Origin of the sequence: Nostoc sp. 'Peltigera membranacea cyanobiont' 213 (assembly GCF_002245975.1) — a bacterium.
GTDB lineage: Bacteria > Cyanobacteriota > Cyanobacteriia > Cyanobacteriales > Nostocaceae > Nostoc.
In genome coordinates, this window is sequence record NZ_NOLI01000089.1 from 1 (window position 1) to 18,566 (window position 18,566).

General features: G+C 40.5%; 15 protein-coding genes. 5 read left to right on the forward strand and 10 right to left on the reverse strand.

Annotated elements, in window-relative coordinates; all coding sequences use genetic code 11:
- The first annotated feature begins 755 nt into the window (after positions 1 to 755).
- The 4 genes from CDG77_RS21950 to CDG77_RS21965 all read left to right on the forward strand — a co-directional run bounded on the left by CDG77_RS21950 (position 756) and on the right by CDG77_RS21965 (position 4,928).
- Positions 756 to 1,325, forward strand: a complete 570-nt coding sequence (locus CDG77_RS21950; protein WP_094331449.1) for a photosystem I assembly protein Ycf4 — start codon at positions 756 to 758, stop codon at positions 1,323 to 1,325.
- Positions 1,326 to 1,478: 153 nt separating this feature from the next.
- On the forward strand, positions 1,479 to 2,270 hold the full coding sequence (locus CDG77_RS21955; protein ID WP_094331450.1) for a peptidylprolyl isomerase: 792 nt from the start codon (positions 1,479 to 1,481) through the stop codon (positions 2,268 to 2,270).
- Between the two features lie 8 nt (positions 2,271 to 2,278).
- On the forward strand, positions 2,279 to 3,436 hold the full coding sequence (locus tag CDG77_RS21960; protein ID WP_094331451.1) for a beta-ketoacyl-ACP synthase: 1,158 nt from the start codon (positions 2,279 to 2,281) through the stop codon (positions 3,434 to 3,436).
- 202 nt (positions 3,437 to 3,638) lie between these two features.
- Positions 3,639 to 4,928: a Glu/Leu/Phe/Val family dehydrogenase gene (locus CDG77_RS21965; protein WP_094331452.1), complete on the forward strand. Its 1,290-nt coding sequence runs from the start codon at positions 3,639 to 3,641 to the stop codon at positions 4,926 to 4,928.
- A 426-nt stretch (positions 4,929 to 5,354) separates the two neighbouring features.
- Here CDG77_RS21965 and CDG77_RS21970 read toward each other — a convergent pair whose 3' ends face one another.
- On the reverse strand, positions 5,355 to 6,164 hold the full coding sequence (locus tag CDG77_RS21970; protein WP_442946435.1) for a polysaccharide deacetylase family protein: 810 nt from the start codon (positions 6,162 to 6,164) through the stop codon (positions 5,355 to 5,357).
- A 649-nt stretch (positions 6,165 to 6,813) separates the two neighbouring features.
- On the opposite strand from CDG77_RS21970, the gene CDG77_RS21975 reads away from it, so the two are divergent.
- Positions 6,814 to 7,872, forward strand: coding sequence for a serine hydrolase (locus CDG77_RS21975; RefSeq protein ID WP_094331454.1), 1,059 nt, complete (start codon positions 6,814 to 6,816; stop codon positions 7,870 to 7,872).
- Between the two features lie 7 nt (positions 7,873 to 7,879).
- Here CDG77_RS21975 and CDG77_RS21980 read toward each other — a convergent pair whose 3' ends face one another.
- From CDG77_RS21980 to CDG77_RS22020, 9 genes are all read right to left on the reverse strand, one after another.
- Complete coding sequence (locus CDG77_RS21980; protein WP_094331478.1) at positions 7,880 to 9,025, reverse strand: SpoIID/LytB domain-containing protein; 1,146 nt, start codon at positions 9,023 to 9,025, stop codon at positions 7,880 to 7,882.
- Positions 9,026 to 9,260: 235 nt separating this feature from the next.
- Positions 9,261 to 9,449, reverse strand: coding sequence for a hypothetical protein (locus CDG77_RS21985; protein ID WP_094331456.1), 189 nt, complete (start codon positions 9,447 to 9,449; stop codon positions 9,261 to 9,263).
- A gap of 191 nt (positions 9,450 to 9,640) precedes the next feature.
- Positions 9,641 to 11,176: a glucose-6-phosphate dehydrogenase gene (zwf, locus tag CDG77_RS21990; protein WP_094331457.1), complete on the reverse strand. Its 1,536-nt coding sequence runs from the start codon at positions 11,174 to 11,176 to the stop codon at positions 9,641 to 9,643.
- Positions 11,177 to 11,337: 161 nt separating this feature from the next.
- Entirely contained in the window at positions 11,338 to 12,510 is a 1,173-nt protein-coding gene (hpsP, locus tag CDG77_RS21995; protein ID WP_094331459.1) for a hormogonium polysaccharide biosynthesis glycosyltransferase HpsP, read from the reverse strand.
- A 21-nt stretch (positions 12,511 to 12,531) separates the two neighbouring features.
- Positions 12,532 to 13,707 (reverse strand): hormogonium polysaccharide biosynthesis glycosyltransferase HpsO, encoded by a 1,176-nt coding sequence (gene hpsO, locus CDG77_RS22000; protein ID WP_094331460.1) that lies wholly within the window; start codon positions 13,705 to 13,707, stop codon positions 12,532 to 12,534.
- 76 nt (positions 13,708 to 13,783) lie between these two features.
- Positions 13,784 to 14,764 (reverse strand): hormogonium polysaccharide biosynthesis glycosyltransferase HpsN, encoded by a 981-nt coding sequence (gene hpsN / locus CDG77_RS22005; RefSeq protein ID WP_094331461.1) that lies wholly within the window; start codon positions 14,762 to 14,764, stop codon positions 13,784 to 13,786.
- 136 nt (positions 14,765 to 14,900) lie between these two features.
- Positions 14,901 to 16,058 (reverse strand): glycosyltransferase family 4 protein, encoded by a 1,158-nt coding sequence (locus CDG77_RS22010; protein WP_094331462.1) that lies wholly within the window; start codon positions 16,056 to 16,058, stop codon positions 14,901 to 14,903.
- Positions 16,059 to 16,069: 11 nt separating this feature from the next.
- A complete protein-coding gene (gene hpsL / locus CDG77_RS22015) occupies positions 16,070 to 17,725 on the reverse strand; it encodes a hormogonium polysaccharide biosynthesis protein HpsL (RefSeq protein ID WP_094331479.1) in 1,656 nt (551 codons plus the stop codon).
- Positions 17,726 to 17,761: 36 nt separating this feature from the next.
- Positions 17,762 to 18,529, reverse strand: coding sequence for a hypothetical protein (locus CDG77_RS22020; RefSeq protein WP_094331463.1), 768 nt, complete (start codon positions 18,527 to 18,529; stop codon positions 17,762 to 17,764).
- Positions 18,530 to 18,566: the final 37 nt, after the last annotated feature.

Here is an 18,566-nt window from a genome sequence, read left to right on the forward strand (position 1 = left end):
AAGCGATCGCGCTTGAGCCAGTCGTCGAGAACGTCAAACCACCCTCTACTGGGGGCGCGTCCAACTGCGATGGTCATCGGACTAAAATCCTCTTTTTTTACTAAAATTGCAACGTTTCTAAGGCAGTACGGAGAGCCAATGTAACCGACTGCCGTAGAGGAATTAACGTTTTTTTGACAATCTCAAAAGCTTAAAAGCGATTGAGATTCTGAGAATTTTCTGACCTGTGAAATCAGTATTTCTCTTTCTTTATGCCATTACACGTACCATCGGCTAGCAATCTAGCTTCTGGTAACTTAATGATTCTTAACTTATCATACTACTCAGGGTTTTTGCCTGATAGACAGAAGCAAATTAGGCATGAAACACGAACCTTATAAATAATATGAATATCAGAAATTTTACAATTTGACACAAGTTTTCTCAGAAATGTAAGAAAATTTAGTCTAAATCGACGTAAGTAGGTAACTCCTTCTCAAGAGGTCAAAAAGAGTCAGGGGGCTGGAGAGAGAGAATTTTGATCGGACAATGAGTAAAAAATGATAAACGTGCCCTAACAAACAAATTATATGGGTAGCAGCAGGGGGGAGCGCAGCTGAGTTTTTGTCAACAATGTTTGGTAAAATAATCAAGCAGCAGACACTCTAAAGTGTTCTTTAGTTGAATGACTAGCCTTCAATTTAGTCAAGTTCTGTCTAGCAGCATTTAGTGTGCGAGTATGTCACAGCGAGTATCTCACAGGCAATGGTAGTTCAATGACGACATCAACAACGATTAACAAAGGCGATCGCCTCCTGCATCAAAATGTTCTCGGTTCTCGTCGGTTCAGTAACTACTGGTGGGCAACTATCGTTACCTTGGGAGCAAGCGGCTTTTTATTGGCTGGGATATCCAGCTATTTAAAAGTTAATTTACTCATAGTTTCCGATCCAACTCAACTGGTATTTGTCCCCCAAGGATTGGTAATGGGGTTATATGGCTCTGCTGGCTTGCTATTAGCCACATACCTATGGCTAGTGATTTTATTGGATGTAGGTGGCGGTTACAACGAATTCGATCGGGAAACTGGCACAATCAAAATCTTTCGTTGGGGTTTTCCCGGCAAAAACCGCCGAATTGAGATAGATAGCCGCATAGAAGATGTACAATCTGTGCGAATAGCCGTAAAAGAAGGTCTTAATCCCCGTCGCGCCCTCTATCTACGCATTAAAGGGCGGCGTGATATCCCCTTAACACGGGTTGGACAACCGTTATCTTTAACAGAGTTAGAAACAGAAGGTGCAAAGTTAGCCCGCTTTTTGGAAGTGTCACTAGAAGGATTGTAAGGGATTGGCGACTGGGGACTGGGGATTGGGAATTGGGTAATAATCAATAGAACACTTGGCCATCTTCCTCATCCCCCATTAGCTATTACCCAGTCCCTAATCCCCAGTTCCCCTGAAAACGATAAGATACTCTGGTTAAATCAGTAACTGGCAATGCGGTTAAAAATTTCACAATTTTTGCTTTCTCTTGTGCTTATCAGTGCTGTGATGCTTGGAGGATGTTCAACACAGCAGGTAGCTTCTAATACGTCTTCTCCAACCTCGACAGCTACCTCGACTACCCAGACGACTACTGAAGCAACATCCGTATCTCAAACTAGTAGTGAGACTGTTCCTGGAATCGCTGGTTTACCACGTCTTGAAGGCAAGGCTACTGTGGTAATAACAGTTAAAGGTTCGCCCATTACTATCGAAGTAGACGGCACTGATGCCCCCATCACAGCTGGAAACTTCGTAGATTTAGTGCAAAAGGGTGTTTACGATGGTTTAGCTTTCCATCGAGTTGTGCGCGATCCCCAACCGTTTGTAGTTCAAGGGGGCGATCCCAAAAGCAAAGACCCGAAAGTTCCAGCAGATCAACTAGGAACCGGTAGCTATATTGACCCAAAAACGGGAAATGCTCGCTATATACCTTTAGAAGTTAAGCCAAAAGGTGCGGATACTCCGATTTACAATAAACCATTTGATGCTACTGCTCAACCCGTTGTATTGCCCCATAAACAGGGTGCAGTAGCGATGGCGCGATCGCAATCACCAGACTCCGCTTCTGCTCAGTTTTACTTTGCTTTGGCGGATCTAGCCTTTTTGGATGGTAACTACGCCGTGTTTGGCAATGTCACTCAAGGCTTTGATGTCGTGAACAAAATTCAGCAAGGCGATCGCATTGAATCCGCGAAAGTCACCCAAGGGGCTGAAAACCTGAAAACACCAACTCCTAACCCCTAATTTCCAAATTGGTTAAGGTTTGTGTTACTGGTATTGGTTTGATTTCCGCCTTGGGTGGAAGCTTAGAAGATAGCTGGCAAAATCTGCTAGCAGGTAAATCTGGAATTAGGTTACATCAACCATTTCCAGAACTAAAACCACTTCCTCTAGGTTTGATTTCTCAACAACCATCTGAGTTGACAATATTAACTCAGATGGTTGTTGCTTCTGCTTTGCAAGATGCTGGGTTAGTTCCACCTTTAACTGATTGCGCTGTAGTTATTGGATCTAGTCGCTCTTATCAAGCATCTTGGGAGAGGCTGGCGCGGCTAATGTATGAAGATGCGGAAAATTTGCCCGTTTCTCATTTTGGAAATTGGCTAGATATATTACCTCATATCAATGCGATCGCAGCTGCAAGACAAATCGGTGCATCAGGTATAGTTTTAGCACCGATGGCAGCTTGTGCGACTGGAATTTGGTCTATCGCCCAAGCAGCTTTACTTATCCAAACTGGGCAATGTCAACAGGCGATCGCAGGTGCAGTGGAAGCACCAATTACACCCTTAACTTTAGCTGGGTTTCAGCAGATGGGTGCTTTGGCGAAAACTGGGGCTTATCCCTTTGATTTGCATCGAGAAGGCTTAGTTTTGGGCGAAGGCGCAGCTGTGTTTGTCTTAGAATCCGCAGAGTTGGCAAAACAGCGTCAAGCAAAAGTGTATGGTGAAATTCTCGGTTTCGGCTTAACTAACGACGCATATCATAGTAATTCACCAGAACCTGAAGGCAAAAGTGCGATCGCAGCTATCAAACAATGTCTAGAACGTAGTTGTTTGACACCAAATGATATTGATTATATTCATTCTCATGGCACAGCTACCCAGCTAAATGATCAGATGGAGAGCATGGTAATCCAGCGTTTGTTTCCCCAAGGTGTGGCAATTAGTTCTACTAAAGGAAGCACAGGCCATACACTAGGAGCATCGGGAGCATTAGGCGTAGCTTTTTCTCTCATGGCATTAAAGCATCAAATATTACCACCTTGTGTAGGATTGCAGCAGTCAGAATTTGATTTAGATATTGTTACAACAGCACGCCTCAGTAAACTTAACCAGATATTATGTTTGAGTTTTGGCTTTGGTGGGCAGAATGTAGCGATCGCCTTAGCTAAATACAGCTTTGCATAAGTTTGTAACTAATTCTTTGCGTAACTCTGCGCTTCCCTCTGCGCCCCTTTGCGTTTAAAAAATAACCCTTTTTCCAATACCAGAACCCTAAACATAAAACTGTAACAAAAACTACAAAATTCACATTTTGCTAAAAAAAAGGATAAGCTAGTTACAGAATGATATCCGGTTCGTAAAGATACCGTGATTAGGAGAAAATTTTATGATTTCAAAATCATTACTACCGCTAGAACCTGCTTCTCCAGCGCATATATGCCCATTTGACCAAGCCTGTAGCTACTTAGAAGCAGCAGCTAAAGAATTAAATTTAAATCAGGGTTTGCTAGAAATTCTCAGTCATCCACGTAAAGTTGTCACAGTTTCCATTCCCGTGAAACTAGATGATGGGGAAATACAGGTTCTCGCTGGACATCGGGTACAGCACTCCGATGTTTTAGGCCCATACAAGGGTGGAATTCGTTACCATCCAGCTGTGACATTGCGCGAAGTATCGGCTCTGGCAATGTTGATGACTTGGAAATGTGCCTTGTTAGGCATTCCTTATGGTGGTGGCAAGGGTGGCATTGCTATAGATCCCAAACATTACAGTGTTGGCGAATTAGAGCGAATCAGCCGCCGTTATATCAGCGAGTTAATTAAAGATATTGGGCCTTCCGTAGATATCCCTGCACCAGACATGGGGACTTCTGCCCGTGAAATGGCTTGGATGATGGACACTTATTCTGTAAATGTCGGTCATGCTGTACCAGGAGTTGTAACTGGAAAACCCCTTTCGATTGGTGGTTCGCTGGGGCGAGAAATGGCAACCGGACGTGGCACGATGATTATTGTGCGTGAGGCGTTGGCAGATCGAGGTAAATCCTTAGTAGGAGTGCGAGTAGCTATTCAGGGTTTTGGTAATGTCGGTGGTGCCGCAGCTGAATTACTATATGAAGCAGGGGCGAAAATTATCGCTGTTTCAACTGGCGCTGGGGGAATATTTTCCGAAGTTGGTCTTGATATTCCCGCGTTGAAAATCTATGCTGCTGAAAATGGCAAGAGTATTATAGGTTTCCCACAATCTGTACCAATTAGCAATGCAGATTTATTAACTTTACCTTGCGATGTATTAATACCAGCCGCTTTAGAAAACCAGATTACACAAGAAAATGTGAATCAGGTGCAAGCGCAAATTGTCGCAGAAGCAGCTAACGGGCCGGTTACTCTTGAGGCTAACTTGGCATTAGAGGCGCGGGGTGTGATGGTTCTACCGGATATATTGGCGAATGCTGGCGGTGTGGTAGTCAGTTATTTGGAATGGGTGCAGGGTCTTTCCTACGTATTTTGGGATGAGGAGCGCGTCAACCGCGAAATGGAACATTTGATGGTGCAAGCCTACCGCAAGGTGATTCACCAGTCAGAGGCGCGGCAAATTTCTCTGCGGTTAGCAGCTTACACTTTAGGAGTAGGTAGAGTTGCCCAGGCGTTGACTGACAGAGGTCTTTATCCCTAAGATTTAGAAACATTTTTCAATTCAATAGACCAGATGCGTAGGGGTGCAATACTAATATTGTGCCCCTATGATTATAGGGCTATGGCGATCGCTGCAACATCACTTCTTATAACTTACGTATTGACAAACTATAGGACTAGTATTTGATTTTTGAAATCTTAGGTAGGGTGCGTTACGCTACGCTAACGCACCATCCCAAGCTGATGGTGCGTTACGACGTTCCGTCTAACACACCCTACAAATACTTATATTTTTTCAAAAATCAAATATGATTCCTATATACAAGAAATAAAATAGCAAGGTGTCATAACTAATAAACTGTTTACATAAACAAGACAACGCTAACCACGTGATTAAAACTCTAATCTTGCTTTAAGTCGTGTTAGCATCAGGAGCAATTACACAATTTCAGAAAAATAATCGGGGTTACTTTTGTTTAACGATCAACTTTTGGCTTTTATCTTGAATTTGTAATAGTTCAGGGATGGTAACAAATCGATAGCCCTGATTGCGAAAGTTGGCAATAATTTCTGGTAAAGCTTGTACAGTCTTAGAACGATTACCACCGCCATCATGCATCAACACAATTCCGCCAGGTTTTGCCTCTCTGAATACATTACCGATTAATTTGGGAACAGGAGGACGGGAATAGTCTACAGAGTCAGATGACCACAAAATAATCGCATATTTACTATTTCTAGCATAGTCAACAACGCCATTATGCATCACTCCTCCAGGTGGTCGAAATAAATTTGTTTTTAAGCCTGTAGTTTGAAAAATCAGATCGGAAGTGTGGTCAATTTCATAAGCGGCGGCTTGTGGATTCAAGAATTGATACCAGTGATGCCAAGTGTGGTTGCCAATGACATGACCTTCAGCAATCTCCTGCTTGAGTAAGTTGGGATAATTTTTGACATTCTGCCCAACCACAAAAAACGTCCCTTTGATCTGGTTTTTTTTCAGGATATCTAACACTTCTGCTGTACTTTCAGGCCAAGGGCCATCATCAAAGGTGAGAGCAATTATTTTTTGAGGCGGAGAGAGTTTTGCCGCCTCAATTATCGCACCTTGAAAACTTGATGGAATAGAGTCAGAAAAACCTTTTACTTGTGCTTCTTGCTGCCAACTTTTCAGGATCGTTGTCTTGAATTCTTGAACTCGCTGTTGAGTTCCTACATCTGCCGCTATATTATTTACATTTAGAGTCTGTTTTGATTGAAATTTAAAAAGATTTATTTTGTTCAAGATGATTAAAATCAGACTAAAACTACCACATAAGATAAGCAACCCAACTAATTTTCCTGAAGTCGAAAGACTCGGCTTATTATCGATCACGTGAAGTTCCCTTTAATAGTCAAAATAATCAGTCACCATACCGATTGGAAGTTAGACTTTGTATCTACTTACCTTCAGAGAAAGTATAGCTATGTATTCATGTATTGCCAAGAGTGCGATTGCTTACCGCCCGATTTAGTTGGTTAAGATTTATTTTGTTGAGGAGTCCGTTGAAAAACCCTGTTTTGCTCAGTCTCCTATTCATGTCAGCTTATCTTGTTTCTATTCAGAAAACTTGTACTTTATAGAACAGGTTTAGATAGGCTTCAATGCAATCATGTAAATAAAACACACGTTCGTCATAGTTTTGTAATATTTTCCTCTATTAAGTATGTAATAATCTTTTAATGCTCAATCCAGATGAACTGTCAATTACTAAACTCCCAAATAAAGAACGTAGTAATTGTATTTGAGTTGTGAATAGAGGATGTACTGATATTGACGTTGTAAACAAATATAACTATGCTGTTAGCACATTAGAATTGCTCTGCATAAATCATTCCAAAAAAGCTGTCGAAGAAGAAAATAAATTCCTACTGAAAATAACTCTATGAAATTACGCGGATTTTTACTAACTATTATTAGTACTTTCTTACTAACCTCACCAAGTTTAGCAGCTAGCATAAAATCTCCAACATTCGATTCTAATCGGAGTCATTTAGAGTCAACAAGAGATTTTAAGTTTTTATTGACTAACTTTCCAAGTAAAGTCACTATACAGAAAAGTTTGATTCCTCAACTCAATCAACCAGATATATTCACGAATATAAATAATCCTTCTTTATTTGGTGGAACTATCCCATTAGGTAAAGAAATCCCAGAGTTAAAGTCTCAAGTGAGAGCATTAATGACTCATTACAGTTTTCTCAAACCGGGAATGTTTTTCTTAGATATAGAAACAGGAAACTATTTGAATATTGATGGCGAAAAAGTATTTCCGGCAGCTAGTACTATTAAATATCCGATTTTAATTGCTTTATTTGAACAAGTAGATGCTGGGAATATCAAACTTGATGACAAGCTAGTGATGCGGCGTGACTTAGTAGCGAGTGGTTCCGGTGACTTGCAGTATAAACGAGCAGGAATCAAGCTGAGTGTAATGGAAACTGTTAACAAAATGATTACGATCAGTGATAATACTGCTAGTAACATGATTATCGATCGTCTAGGCGGGAAAGCAAAACTCAATCAGCGTTTCCATACTTGGGGGCTAAAAAACACAGTAATCCGCAATATGTTAGGAGACTTTAAAGGTACTAATACCACTAGCCCAGCAGATTTAGTCAGGTTGTCAGCCTTGGTTGACCAACATAAGTTGATTTCAGAAAGTAGTCAGTTCCAAGTTTTAGATGTCTTGCGTCATTGTCATAATAATAAGTTGCTAGCGGCTGGTGTGGGTAAGGGTGGAAGTATTGCTCATAAAACTGGAGATATTGGATTTTTGGTTGGGGATGCAGGAATTATTAGTTTGCCAAATGGTAAGCATTACTTGGCAGGGATTTTTGTGATTAGACCCCATGACGATGAACGAGGAAGGGAGTTTGTCCGTCAAGTTTCGCGGATAGTTTATCAGTATCTAGATCGACCAAAATTATCTCAGGAGTATTAGTTTAATGTTACTTTGGGTTAATTGTGCTTAAAGCTACACCCTGATAGTAATGCCCTAAAATTTGCAGGTAGTTTGCTCCTCTTTTAGCTAAATTGTACGCGCCCCATTGACTCATGCCTAAAGCATGACCGTAGCCAAGTCCTTGAAGTACAAAACTACCATTTGCTGCTTTGGTAAGGATAAAATGGGTACTTTTAATCTTCAGGGCTGTACGTACTTCTTCGCCTTGTAGTAATTTGGTTCCTTTATCACCAACAATTTTTAAGACTTTAACACTACCAAAAGGTGAGTAGGTTTGTGCAATCATATCTAAAACATTACCTACACCAGAAATTCTGGCACTAATTTCTGTAGGGGAGAAAGTTTTCACCCATTTGCACTCGCTAACATTTTGATCGTAATCTTCAACAGCCCGCAGGTAAGGTTCGTGGCTTCCCCAAACATCTTCGACATTTTCAGTATGTCCTCCAGAACAATCATGAAAAACTGAAAGAATAATACTGTCTTTATAAGTTAGTACTTGTTTATCAGTCGCATCGACGGCAGCATAAGTACTAGGAGTTTCATTGATTACTCCTTTATAATTCTGCCAACGATCTGGACTATCACCTAAATCGTAAACAGGATTATTACGCCGTTTTTCCCGCTCATAGAGAGCAAAAGTTCGGGCAGCAACTGCTTGCGCTTTCAAAGCTTCAGCAGGCCACTCAGTATCCATTTCGCCACCAACAACACTATAGAGATATTCTTTATCATCAACCCAGTTAACAGCCGTTAGTCCTTTGTCTGTAGGGACAACGAGAGTTCTACCTCGATACCAGTGTTCGCCAATGTAAACAAATCCCTTACCTGTCGGTTCAATCCAAAATAAACCAGACTGCCATTTATCTAAAGCCACACCCCCTGGAACTGCTTGGGCATAAAATGAACTCATTGCTGGTAATTTTCCGAGAGTCTTACCAGTACTATCTTTAACCAAAGCAGTCGTAGAACTACCAACTGTTACCTGATTAACTCCCCTCTCAATTGCAATTCGCAAGATTACAGATGCTTTGCTTGGAGTAGCTAAAGCCATCCACAATAAGGCACTTATCCACCAATGACCTACTTTCATCTGTGCGAACAAAGCGTTTAGTAAGAATTGGCATTTCATATCTAGCATTTTATTGATAGCATTCAATTTCTATCCAATGTTATCGCTAATACCGTGCTTTGCGTATATTGTCAGTTGTGCGCGATCGCTACTCAAGCGTCCTTTCTCAATTAAAAAGTCGGCAGCCGAGGCAATTGACTAATTTCATTGAGAAACTGGATGCTATGAGGGAGCCAGAACAGCTAGTAACTATGTAATTAGATGTAGCGAGTTAGGATTTTTCTGTTGGCAACTATTAACCAGTCAACTTGATGACACCTTGATTTACTAAATGTTCAAGCTGAGAATGATGCTGTGTTTCTTCTCGCAGTAACCTGATTTGCTCGTAGCTGAGAATGTGTAATCCGGGACGGACAACATAACCTTTAACAGTTATGCTTTGTGGCTGTTGGCTATCGGTGCGGTTGTAGTTAATTGAAGGCATATTGACAATGGGCTTGTAAGAACTCAGAACTAATTAGTAGAAGAGAATTTAACTCTTCATTCTCTTCCACCTTTACACAAGTTTCAAATAAAGGATGACTATAGAATGAGTCAATATCCAAGTGGAGAAATGAGAGAAAAGCAATGGAATATCCCTTCCACTTCAAAGAAAGTCAATCTCTCTAGTAAGAATCATGGATGAATCGGCAGCCATTGCCAACCATCGCGGATCAACAAATCATCTGCTGCCAATGGCCCCCATGAGCCTGCTGTGTAGGTTGTCAAATTTTCAGACGAAGTTGCCCAAGCCTCCAGAATGGGGCTGACGACCTTCCAGCCCAATTCTACGTTGTCAGATCGCTGAAACAAAGTCGCATCACCAATCATACAGTCGTAGAGCAAGGTTTCATAGCCAGTACTTGGGATCTTGCCAAAGCGATCGTTGTAGCAAAAGTTCATTTCCACCGCATCCATTGTCATTGCGGGGCCAGGCACCTTTGCACCAAATTGGAGGTGAATTCCCTCCTTTGGTTGAATGCGGATGGTCAAAAAGTTGGGTGTGAGGCGATCCATCGAGGTATTGCGAAACAATAATGACGGTACTTGCTTAAATTGAATTGCAATTTCAGTTACCCGTTGAGCCAGACGCTTGCCGGTTCGGAGATAAAACGGTACCCCTGCCCAGCGCCAGTTGTCGATGTTCAGCTTCAAGGCAGCATAAGTTTCAGTGGTAGAGTCTGATGCAACTCGTGACTCCGAGCGATAAGCAGGCACTTGAGTATCCTTCACCGTTCCCGCACCATACTGTCCCCTTACAGTATGAGTTTGCACAGTTTCAGCAGTGAACGGAATAATGGACTTCAATAGTTTTGACTTTTCATCACGCACCTCATCGGCTGAAAACGAGATTGGCGGTTCCATCGCCGTCATTGCCAGCAGTTGAAACAGATGGTTTTGCACCATGTCCCGTAATGCCCCAGTGCCTTCATAGAAATTGCCTCTGCCTTCGACTCCAACAGTTTCGGCAACGGTAATCTGTACGCGATCGATATGTTCGCGATTCCAAATCGGTTCAAACAAGCCATTACCAAACCGAAATACCAGAATGTTTTGTACAGTCTCTTTTCCCAGATAGTGATCGATGCGGTATATCTGTTTTTCTTCAAGGACAGCACTAATGGATTTGTTCAGGGTACGAGCCGAATCCAAGTCGTGTCCAAAGGGTTTCTCAATGATGACTCGCCGCCATTGATTATTGTCTTCACGCACCAATCCTGACGCACCCAGTTGTGTAACGATATCGCAAAAGAAGTTAGAGGCAGTTGCCAAATAGAACAAATAGTTTCCCTGAGTGCCACATTCTCGATCGACTTGAGTGAGTAAGTCTTGCAACTGATGGTAAGTGTCAGCTGATTGAAATTCACCTGCAAGATAGTACAATCGTTGCTCAAGCGGTTGCCAGAGACGATCCTCTACAGAAACTGTTGCGAACTCATGGATGTCTTGAGAGAGTTTGCTGCGAAAATCGTCTTGGCTCATTGAAGTGTGTGCAACTCCAATAATCGCAAATTCCTGTGGCAGCAAATTGTTAACTTTTAGGTTGTAGAGAGCGGGAAGCAACAGACGCTTGGTTAAATCTCCTGCTGCTCCAAAGATAACGATCGCACAGGGTTTTGCTGAATGGATTGAGGGTTCAACAGGAACCTGGGGCGTGGTGGCAGCCGTCATGATAAAATCTCCGCATATTCTTCAAGACATCCACCAAACTATACCGCATTGCAGACAACAGTTTATTGTCAATAAACTCACCTTAATTATAATATTTTGGTTTTTACGGTTATCTTCATAATTGGGCTAAATCTATTGCTGTTGTCTGCGTTGGGTTAAATTCATTTGTTTACCAGGATTTTTTGGTAGGCTTGGATTGTTTGCTTTGCGATCGCATCCCAGCTAAAATTCTCCAAGGCATATTTTTGGGCGTTCAATCCGCGTCGTTGGCGTTCTGCGGGATTTTGCAAAGCTTCTTGGAGTAACTCTAACAGTACTTGGACATCTGTTGCACCTACCCAACCCGACTCGCTATCACGTATTTGTTGACAAATATGCACTTGGTCAGATATTAATACGGGTACACCTGCAACCATTGCTTCAGCTACAGCAATCCCAAAATTTTCGTAGTAGGAAGGCAAGACAAATAAATCAGCAGCTTGTAGTAAACTAACTTTGAGTTCACCAGTAACAAAGCCTGTAATTGTAGTGTGCGATCGCAGTGGTGAATTTTGAATTTGGGATATTATCTTTTGTTCGTAATCTGGATCTTGAGGATTTGTCCCAGCTAAGACAAAATGAAACTTATAACCAACCGCCAACAGCTTCTCTAGTGCTGGAATTAACAAATTCAACCCCTTTTTTGGGTCAATTCGTGACATAAACAGTATTAAAGGCACATCCTTTGGTATTTTTAACTGACTGCATACATTTTTCATAGAAGATTGACGGGGAATCACACCCAAGGGAATCACCAAATCTGGCGTAGATACTCCAAATCGTTCTGATATTTTCGCTTCTTGCTCGCTGGTAAAATGAATTGCTGCCGCACCAGCTAAATTTTTGCGTTCTATCATTGCAACATAAAGCTGTTTTAATTGCTTTTTCTTGCGTAAATCAGCCGGATCGAGAGTACCCAAAGGACGGAAAATATAAGGTAGCTTTTGCTGACGACACACAATAGCAGCAGCGCTACTTATGGGAGAAAATAGAGCATGAATATGTGCTATGTCAAACTCATGAGCGTGACGTTTTAGCCAATTTAATAAATCGAGGGAAAATTTGTAGCGACGAAACGGCGCACAACGAAAGTAAATTATTTCATAGCCATCTTGTTTAATTGGGCGATTTAAAGGAACATCCAGAGGTGTTTGGCCATTATCGCCATTACTATCAGTTGTGAGAATTGTAACTTCCACTCCCTCTTTTACCAACGCTGGAGCTAATCCTAGTACCATTTGACTAGGCCCGCCATAAATCAGAGAAATAGAGGGGACAATTTGTAATATCTTCATTTTTTTGTCATTTGTTATTTATTAATGACTAATGACTAAATCCTGATAAAACTCTAATTGCTGTTTAGCCAAAGCTTTATTTGTATATTTAACCATTGCTTTCTGATAACCCATTTCACCCAGGCTGTGAGCAAAATCTGGTTTATCCATTAATTGAACTAAGCAATTAGCAAGGGCTTGAGCATCACCTTCAGGAAATACTAAACCAGCATCGCCAATTACATAGGGAATTTCACCAGAGTTAGAACCAATCACAGGTACTTGGCAAGCCATCGCTTCAATTAGCACATGACCAAATTGCTCTTTCCAGCCAGCAGAAGTTAAAGTTTTAAACTTATAAGTTGTTTCTGAAGGCAGTACTAAAGTACTCATTAAATTGATATAGTTTGCAACCTCATCATGGGGGACGCTTTCTATCAAAATTAGCCGTTCTTTAATATTGTTTTCTGCTGCAACTTTGATTAATTCAGTTTGTAACTCTCCCCGTCCCAGCAGCAATAATTTCCAAGGTTTATTTTTCAATGCAATTAAGGCTTGTAAAAGCGTTAACAAACCCTTTTCTTGCACAAATCTACCAACGAAACCTACTACAAAATCTTCTTTCTCAATACCAAACTTAGCTGCTAACTCTGGTTGGGCTTTGGGAGTAAATAAACTTTCATCTACGCCCAGTTGCGGCATAACTTTAATTGCCCCTTTATATCCCCGTTGTCGCAAAACTTCTGCACCGTCTTGATTGCCAGAAATAATACCGTGGCTGCGATCGAGGTTATATTTTTCTAATAAAGCAATTGGTAATTTCAAATTATATGGTAAATTCCACCAGGTAAAAAATACATTTTTTGCATTGAGTCCTAATAGCTGATTTAAAGCAATCATCTGAGTATAAGCTAGCCCCCTAGACCCTTGTTCTACTTGGATGATTTGCGGACGAAATTGTTTTAGCAAAGATATCAAATCAGCGCCAAAGGTAAGGAGTCCCTGATGATTTTGACTAAAGTTAGAAACGGGAACTATTCTAAATGTGCCTTCATCACGATATTCAGTTTCAATAATTCTGTTTTGTACGCCGCCTGGTTTCCAGCGCTTTGGGACTACAACTGTCACTTCAACTCCCGGTTCTAGTTGAGACAAAGCGCGTAATTTCTCACAGTTGAGGTCTACGATATAAGTGTGACTAGCAACTAAGATTTTCATTGATATTTAGTAATTGTCATTTGTCATTTGTCATTTGTCATTTGTAATTTGTCCTTCAGTAACTCTTAACTCCTAACTAAACTTGTTCATCCAATCGACTGTAAATTTGACCATCGTTCCATAATGATTGGATGACACTACCCAAAGCTTTGAAAAAACCCAAAATGTAGAAAATAGCGCGAGTGGCAATTTTGATGGGGGAACCACTTTTATGGCAAGGTGGTCGTCCCAGAACGTGACAGTCAAATAAACGACCGTATAAACGCAAAGATTGAGTCACAGTCAGGTTTTTCAGCCCTAGTAGGAAATGGTTGTGGTAGAAGGTGAGTTGATATTTTAGCGATCGCATACTAATATCATGACAACCCCCTGTTTCTTCGCCTAAATGCACCAAATGGGCTTCTGGGTCGTACCAAATCTTATATCCCGTCTTTCGCACCCGCAAACAAAAATCTGACTCTTCCCGCACTGCACTACCGCGAAACCTCTCATCAAACCTTAGCCCATACTTAGTAAAGATTTCGCGGCGAAATGACATATTGCAACCCCTCGCTGTCAACACTTGCTGGGGTTTTATCGTATGTACTAAATCAATATGATACCAAGCAATTCCTGGGTCCATAGCTTCGGGAGGCAGATATTCAATCTGTAAATCTCCTCCAGAATCACCTAATTTCATTCTGTCAAATACCCGTCCGGCGACAGCCCCCACTTCAGGATTTTGCACATAATTTTTTGCATGGGCTGCTAACAATCCAGAGGTTAGCTGAACATCATCATCAATAAATAATATTATTTCACCAGAAGCCCGTCGGATAGCATAATTTCGCGCCCCTGGTAAACTTGCCCAATCTAAGCGCAACCATTTAATTTTACCTACCCCTGCCATCTCTTCCAGATAGGCTTGAATTTCTGGTTGGTGGGTTTGGGTTTGGTCTACTACTAAAACTTCAAAATTTGGATAGTCCTGTTTCAGGACATCTACAATACTATCCCGTAGCGCTTCCTCTCGACCATAAGTCGGGATAACTACAGAAATTAAAGGATAATTATTCATGATTTTTATTAAGTAATTTTTCTACTTTGATAGTAACCTTATAAAAGTTAATTTTTATTAAAATTTATCAGCTACTATTGCCTTAATTTATATTCAGTCAATAACCGAATAACTGGTTAAAATTGCGTTTAATTTTTTATCCTCCCGCCGCAGCCGCATAGAGATTATCAAATAACTCATTTTGCTTTTCGGAGTTATGTACAATTTGCGCTTGAGCTAATGCTCCTGCACTTAAAAATTCATAATGTTCTCGTTTATCACTTCTATCAAGAAATTGAATGATTTGTTGCAATGCTTGTTCTGCTAAATAGTCGTATGTACTATTAACGATTTCCCAATATTCATCGCTTTTAGTTTTATCTCCATGTACCCAATTGCTCCAGTGCCTAATTTCATTAATTGGTAACTCTAAAACATAGCCATTTTCGCCATGACGCATAAACTCTGGTAAGGCACACACGTTAGTCGTAATTGCTGGCGTAGCAACTGAAAACCCTTCGATAATGCTAAAACCATAAGTATCGTGTAGCGTAGCCATTAATTGAAAATGGCTTTGTGATAGTAACTCGATAACTTTTTCATTAGGGATATATTTGTGAAAAACAACGTTATTTAAATTCAGTAACTTTAAATCTTCTAGATATTTGGTAGTATCGGGAAAATCTGTAGGGACTCCTGAACCATGTCCCAGTCCCGATATGATATGAATGGTAAGAGGTAAACCTAATTTTTCAGCTTTCTTTGCTAGCCTTAAAGCAACAATTCCACCTTTTCTAGCAATGTGATGCCCTACAAAAATAAGCTGTAAATTTTGGTCTGGTTGATAAGTTTTAGCTTGCTCAACTCTGGCAGCAAAATTTGGATGAATTACATCTAATTTACTGCTTAGTTTTTCTTCTATTTTCCAGCCTTCTATCCGCTTAACAAATCTCAATTTTGCATAATCAGACATAGCTATAAGCTTTTGACAATTGTCTAATGCTAAACGATTGTTTAATAAGTCATAAATTACTGCTTCTCGTTTATTTTGAGGATTTCTATATAAAACCCGATGATCTTCAAATGTGATAAACCAAGGTTTATTTGTATATAAAATTCTATTGAAAGAATGAACAGCGTGATATTTTTCCCATATAGGTTGCCAAGCAAGAAAGCTTCCTAAAGGGTACCAAAATTTTTCTATAGGATATCTACCTGTAGGAAAAGACTTGAGGTGGACTAGTGTATGCCTAGAATTGCGTGGTAGGTTAGGAATTCTAATGTGATTCTGACCGCATATAATAACTTTTGCCATTTTTCTCTGATTTAAATTGTTTTGAGACGTTTTTTCTGGTTTTTTTGCTCAGGGTTGGCATCTTCTTTATCTTGTTTCTCCAGTTCTGGCAATTTAAAAAGAACTCCCGCAAAAAACCAATAATAGACAGCAACAGGATCGACATCCAGAGGATAGTAGTAGGTGTTGTAGCTAATAAACAATATAAACACCCACAAAGCCGCTCCGTAACTGCGGAAATTACGGTTCTTTATGGAGCGATAGGTTTTAAAGCCAATAATTGTTAAAGTTGTTACCAAACTCAGAAAAGCTAGTACTCCAACAATTCCAACTTCATAAAGTACTTTAGGGTAGTAAGTTTCCACAAGCTTAGTTTTACCCATTGCGCGAGCAGAGTTAGTTGCTCGACCTAAGCCACTTCCCAAAGGCCCATCGACGTTTTTCCAATTCTCTTCAAATTGCTGGACAATAAAATCTTGAGGTGGTGAAGCGTCCCAACGACTGGTAAAACTCTCAGTTCTCTCTTGGACGACAGCAGGGTTAGTTATCATTGCTATTCCCAAAATAAAGGCAAGTCCTATTCCTATGGGAATAAACCGTTTAAGGTTGCCAATTTGACCAGTCAGCAATAGCAAAATCCCGAAGCAGATGGGTACTAAGGCTAAGGCGATTCTTTGTCCAGAAATTACAGCATTGATAAAGACTGCCACCAAAGAACCTAAACCTAACACCCGCCATAATGGGGAAGGGTCGGCGAAGCCAGTAGCAAAGGTAAAAAAGGTGCTGGAAATTAGGAACCACGCCCATTGCCAAGGGGCTACAAATGTTCCTGGTAGACGAATCACTCCTTCTTCGGGACTATATAAGAGCGCTCCACCAAAATAACACCGGGCTTCTAGTGATGTGACAAATAGGGCATTTCCTTCAAGACCTCTAGTGCCTTTACATATACCAGTTAGTAGTAACAGGTATTGAATAAATCCCAGCACACAACAAAGCAGTATGAGGGCAATCTGGAGGCGCGATAAAAAGAGAAAATCCCGCTTATCCCGAATTAGATAGTAAGCACAACCAAGCAAGGGGACATAGCCTAAAAATACTTTCAGTCCCAGAATTCCCATACCTAAAGGTATTTCTTTCTCTGCTTTTTCCAATAGCCCCACGCTAGGCGGGTTAAACTGCTGTCCACCATTGACAAATATTAGTGTTAGTATGCTGCAACCCAAGACAATATAAAGTGGGATTTTAATGCCTTGGGGAATAATTAGGGGTAATCCCTGCTTTCGACAAGTTTGCCAAAGCCCAACTAGCGCTGGAACATAAAAGGCATCTTTAGCTAATTGGAGTATGGGACTACTGCCCAAGTAGTAAGTGATAGTACCCCCAACAGGTACATAAATGATGAAGGCATATAGCGCTTGGCGCGGGTATTTGTAAGAAAGGGACATGATAATTATCCCTAAAACACCAGGAAGTGCTGCTTTAATTCCACCTACGAAAAAAAGTACAATCCCAACGAAGACACCGCAAGAAGTGGCGGTGGTGAGTAAACTAATGAGTTCTTTACGTGCTAGGGCTGCTTTGCGTTTTTGGGCTAACTGTTCTTTGAGGCTAAGGGTAGAAGTTTCCTTGGAACCCTTTTTTTTCGACTTTTTAGATGTCTTGGATTTTGACTTTATTTTCGGCATAGTAGCGCTGTAGCCTATCAGCATCGGGGTAATACATTATACTTGACAAATTTTTTGGGATTGCTGTAAGTTGTACAATCCAAATTCGTCTTTAACTGATTGATTTAATAATTTGCGATTAAAAATGCTAAATCTCAATCTTTTTGAATTATCAAAAAGGTTTTCTCCTGTATCCAGGATATAAACTGCTCCTGCGAATGGTAATGATTTAATAGCTTTTCCTTTGTTCCTTAAAACATCCCTAACTTTGCCGTGATCTATATAATATCTATAGTATCCGTAGCCCCGATTATATTCAGCGCTTTTGGGTAAATAGTTCAAATCATAGCGAAGAATGTTACAACTACCGCACATTTTATAAAAATTTCTTCTTTTAATATATATATATTCACTGCCTTCCTGATATTTATAACCTTTATTGATAACCCATCCATCAGATTCAGGATGTTGTTGAATAAATTTGGCTAAGTTTTTGCTAACACAATCATCAGCATCGATGGCGATAGTGTGAGTAGGAGAAAATTGTCTAGCATAAATCAGTCCTTTCAAGATTTTACGCCCTTTATCTGTATCTCCTTTAGCTACGGGGTCAGTCTCGTTGGGAGGAGAGAAATCAACTGTAACGTATGTGATATGAGAATTGGTAAATTCTATTTTTGGCTTTTCGTGACAAACAACAATGACGTGAAAGTTAGGTGAGGTTTGATTGCAAACTGATTTAATGCATCTTTCAAATAATTGTGTAACACGCTCCCAGGAATTGGAAACTTTTGCACTTTTAAGTGGGATAACAAAAACAAGCATGATATTATCCTTAAAATAAATATAGGAATCAGCTTTG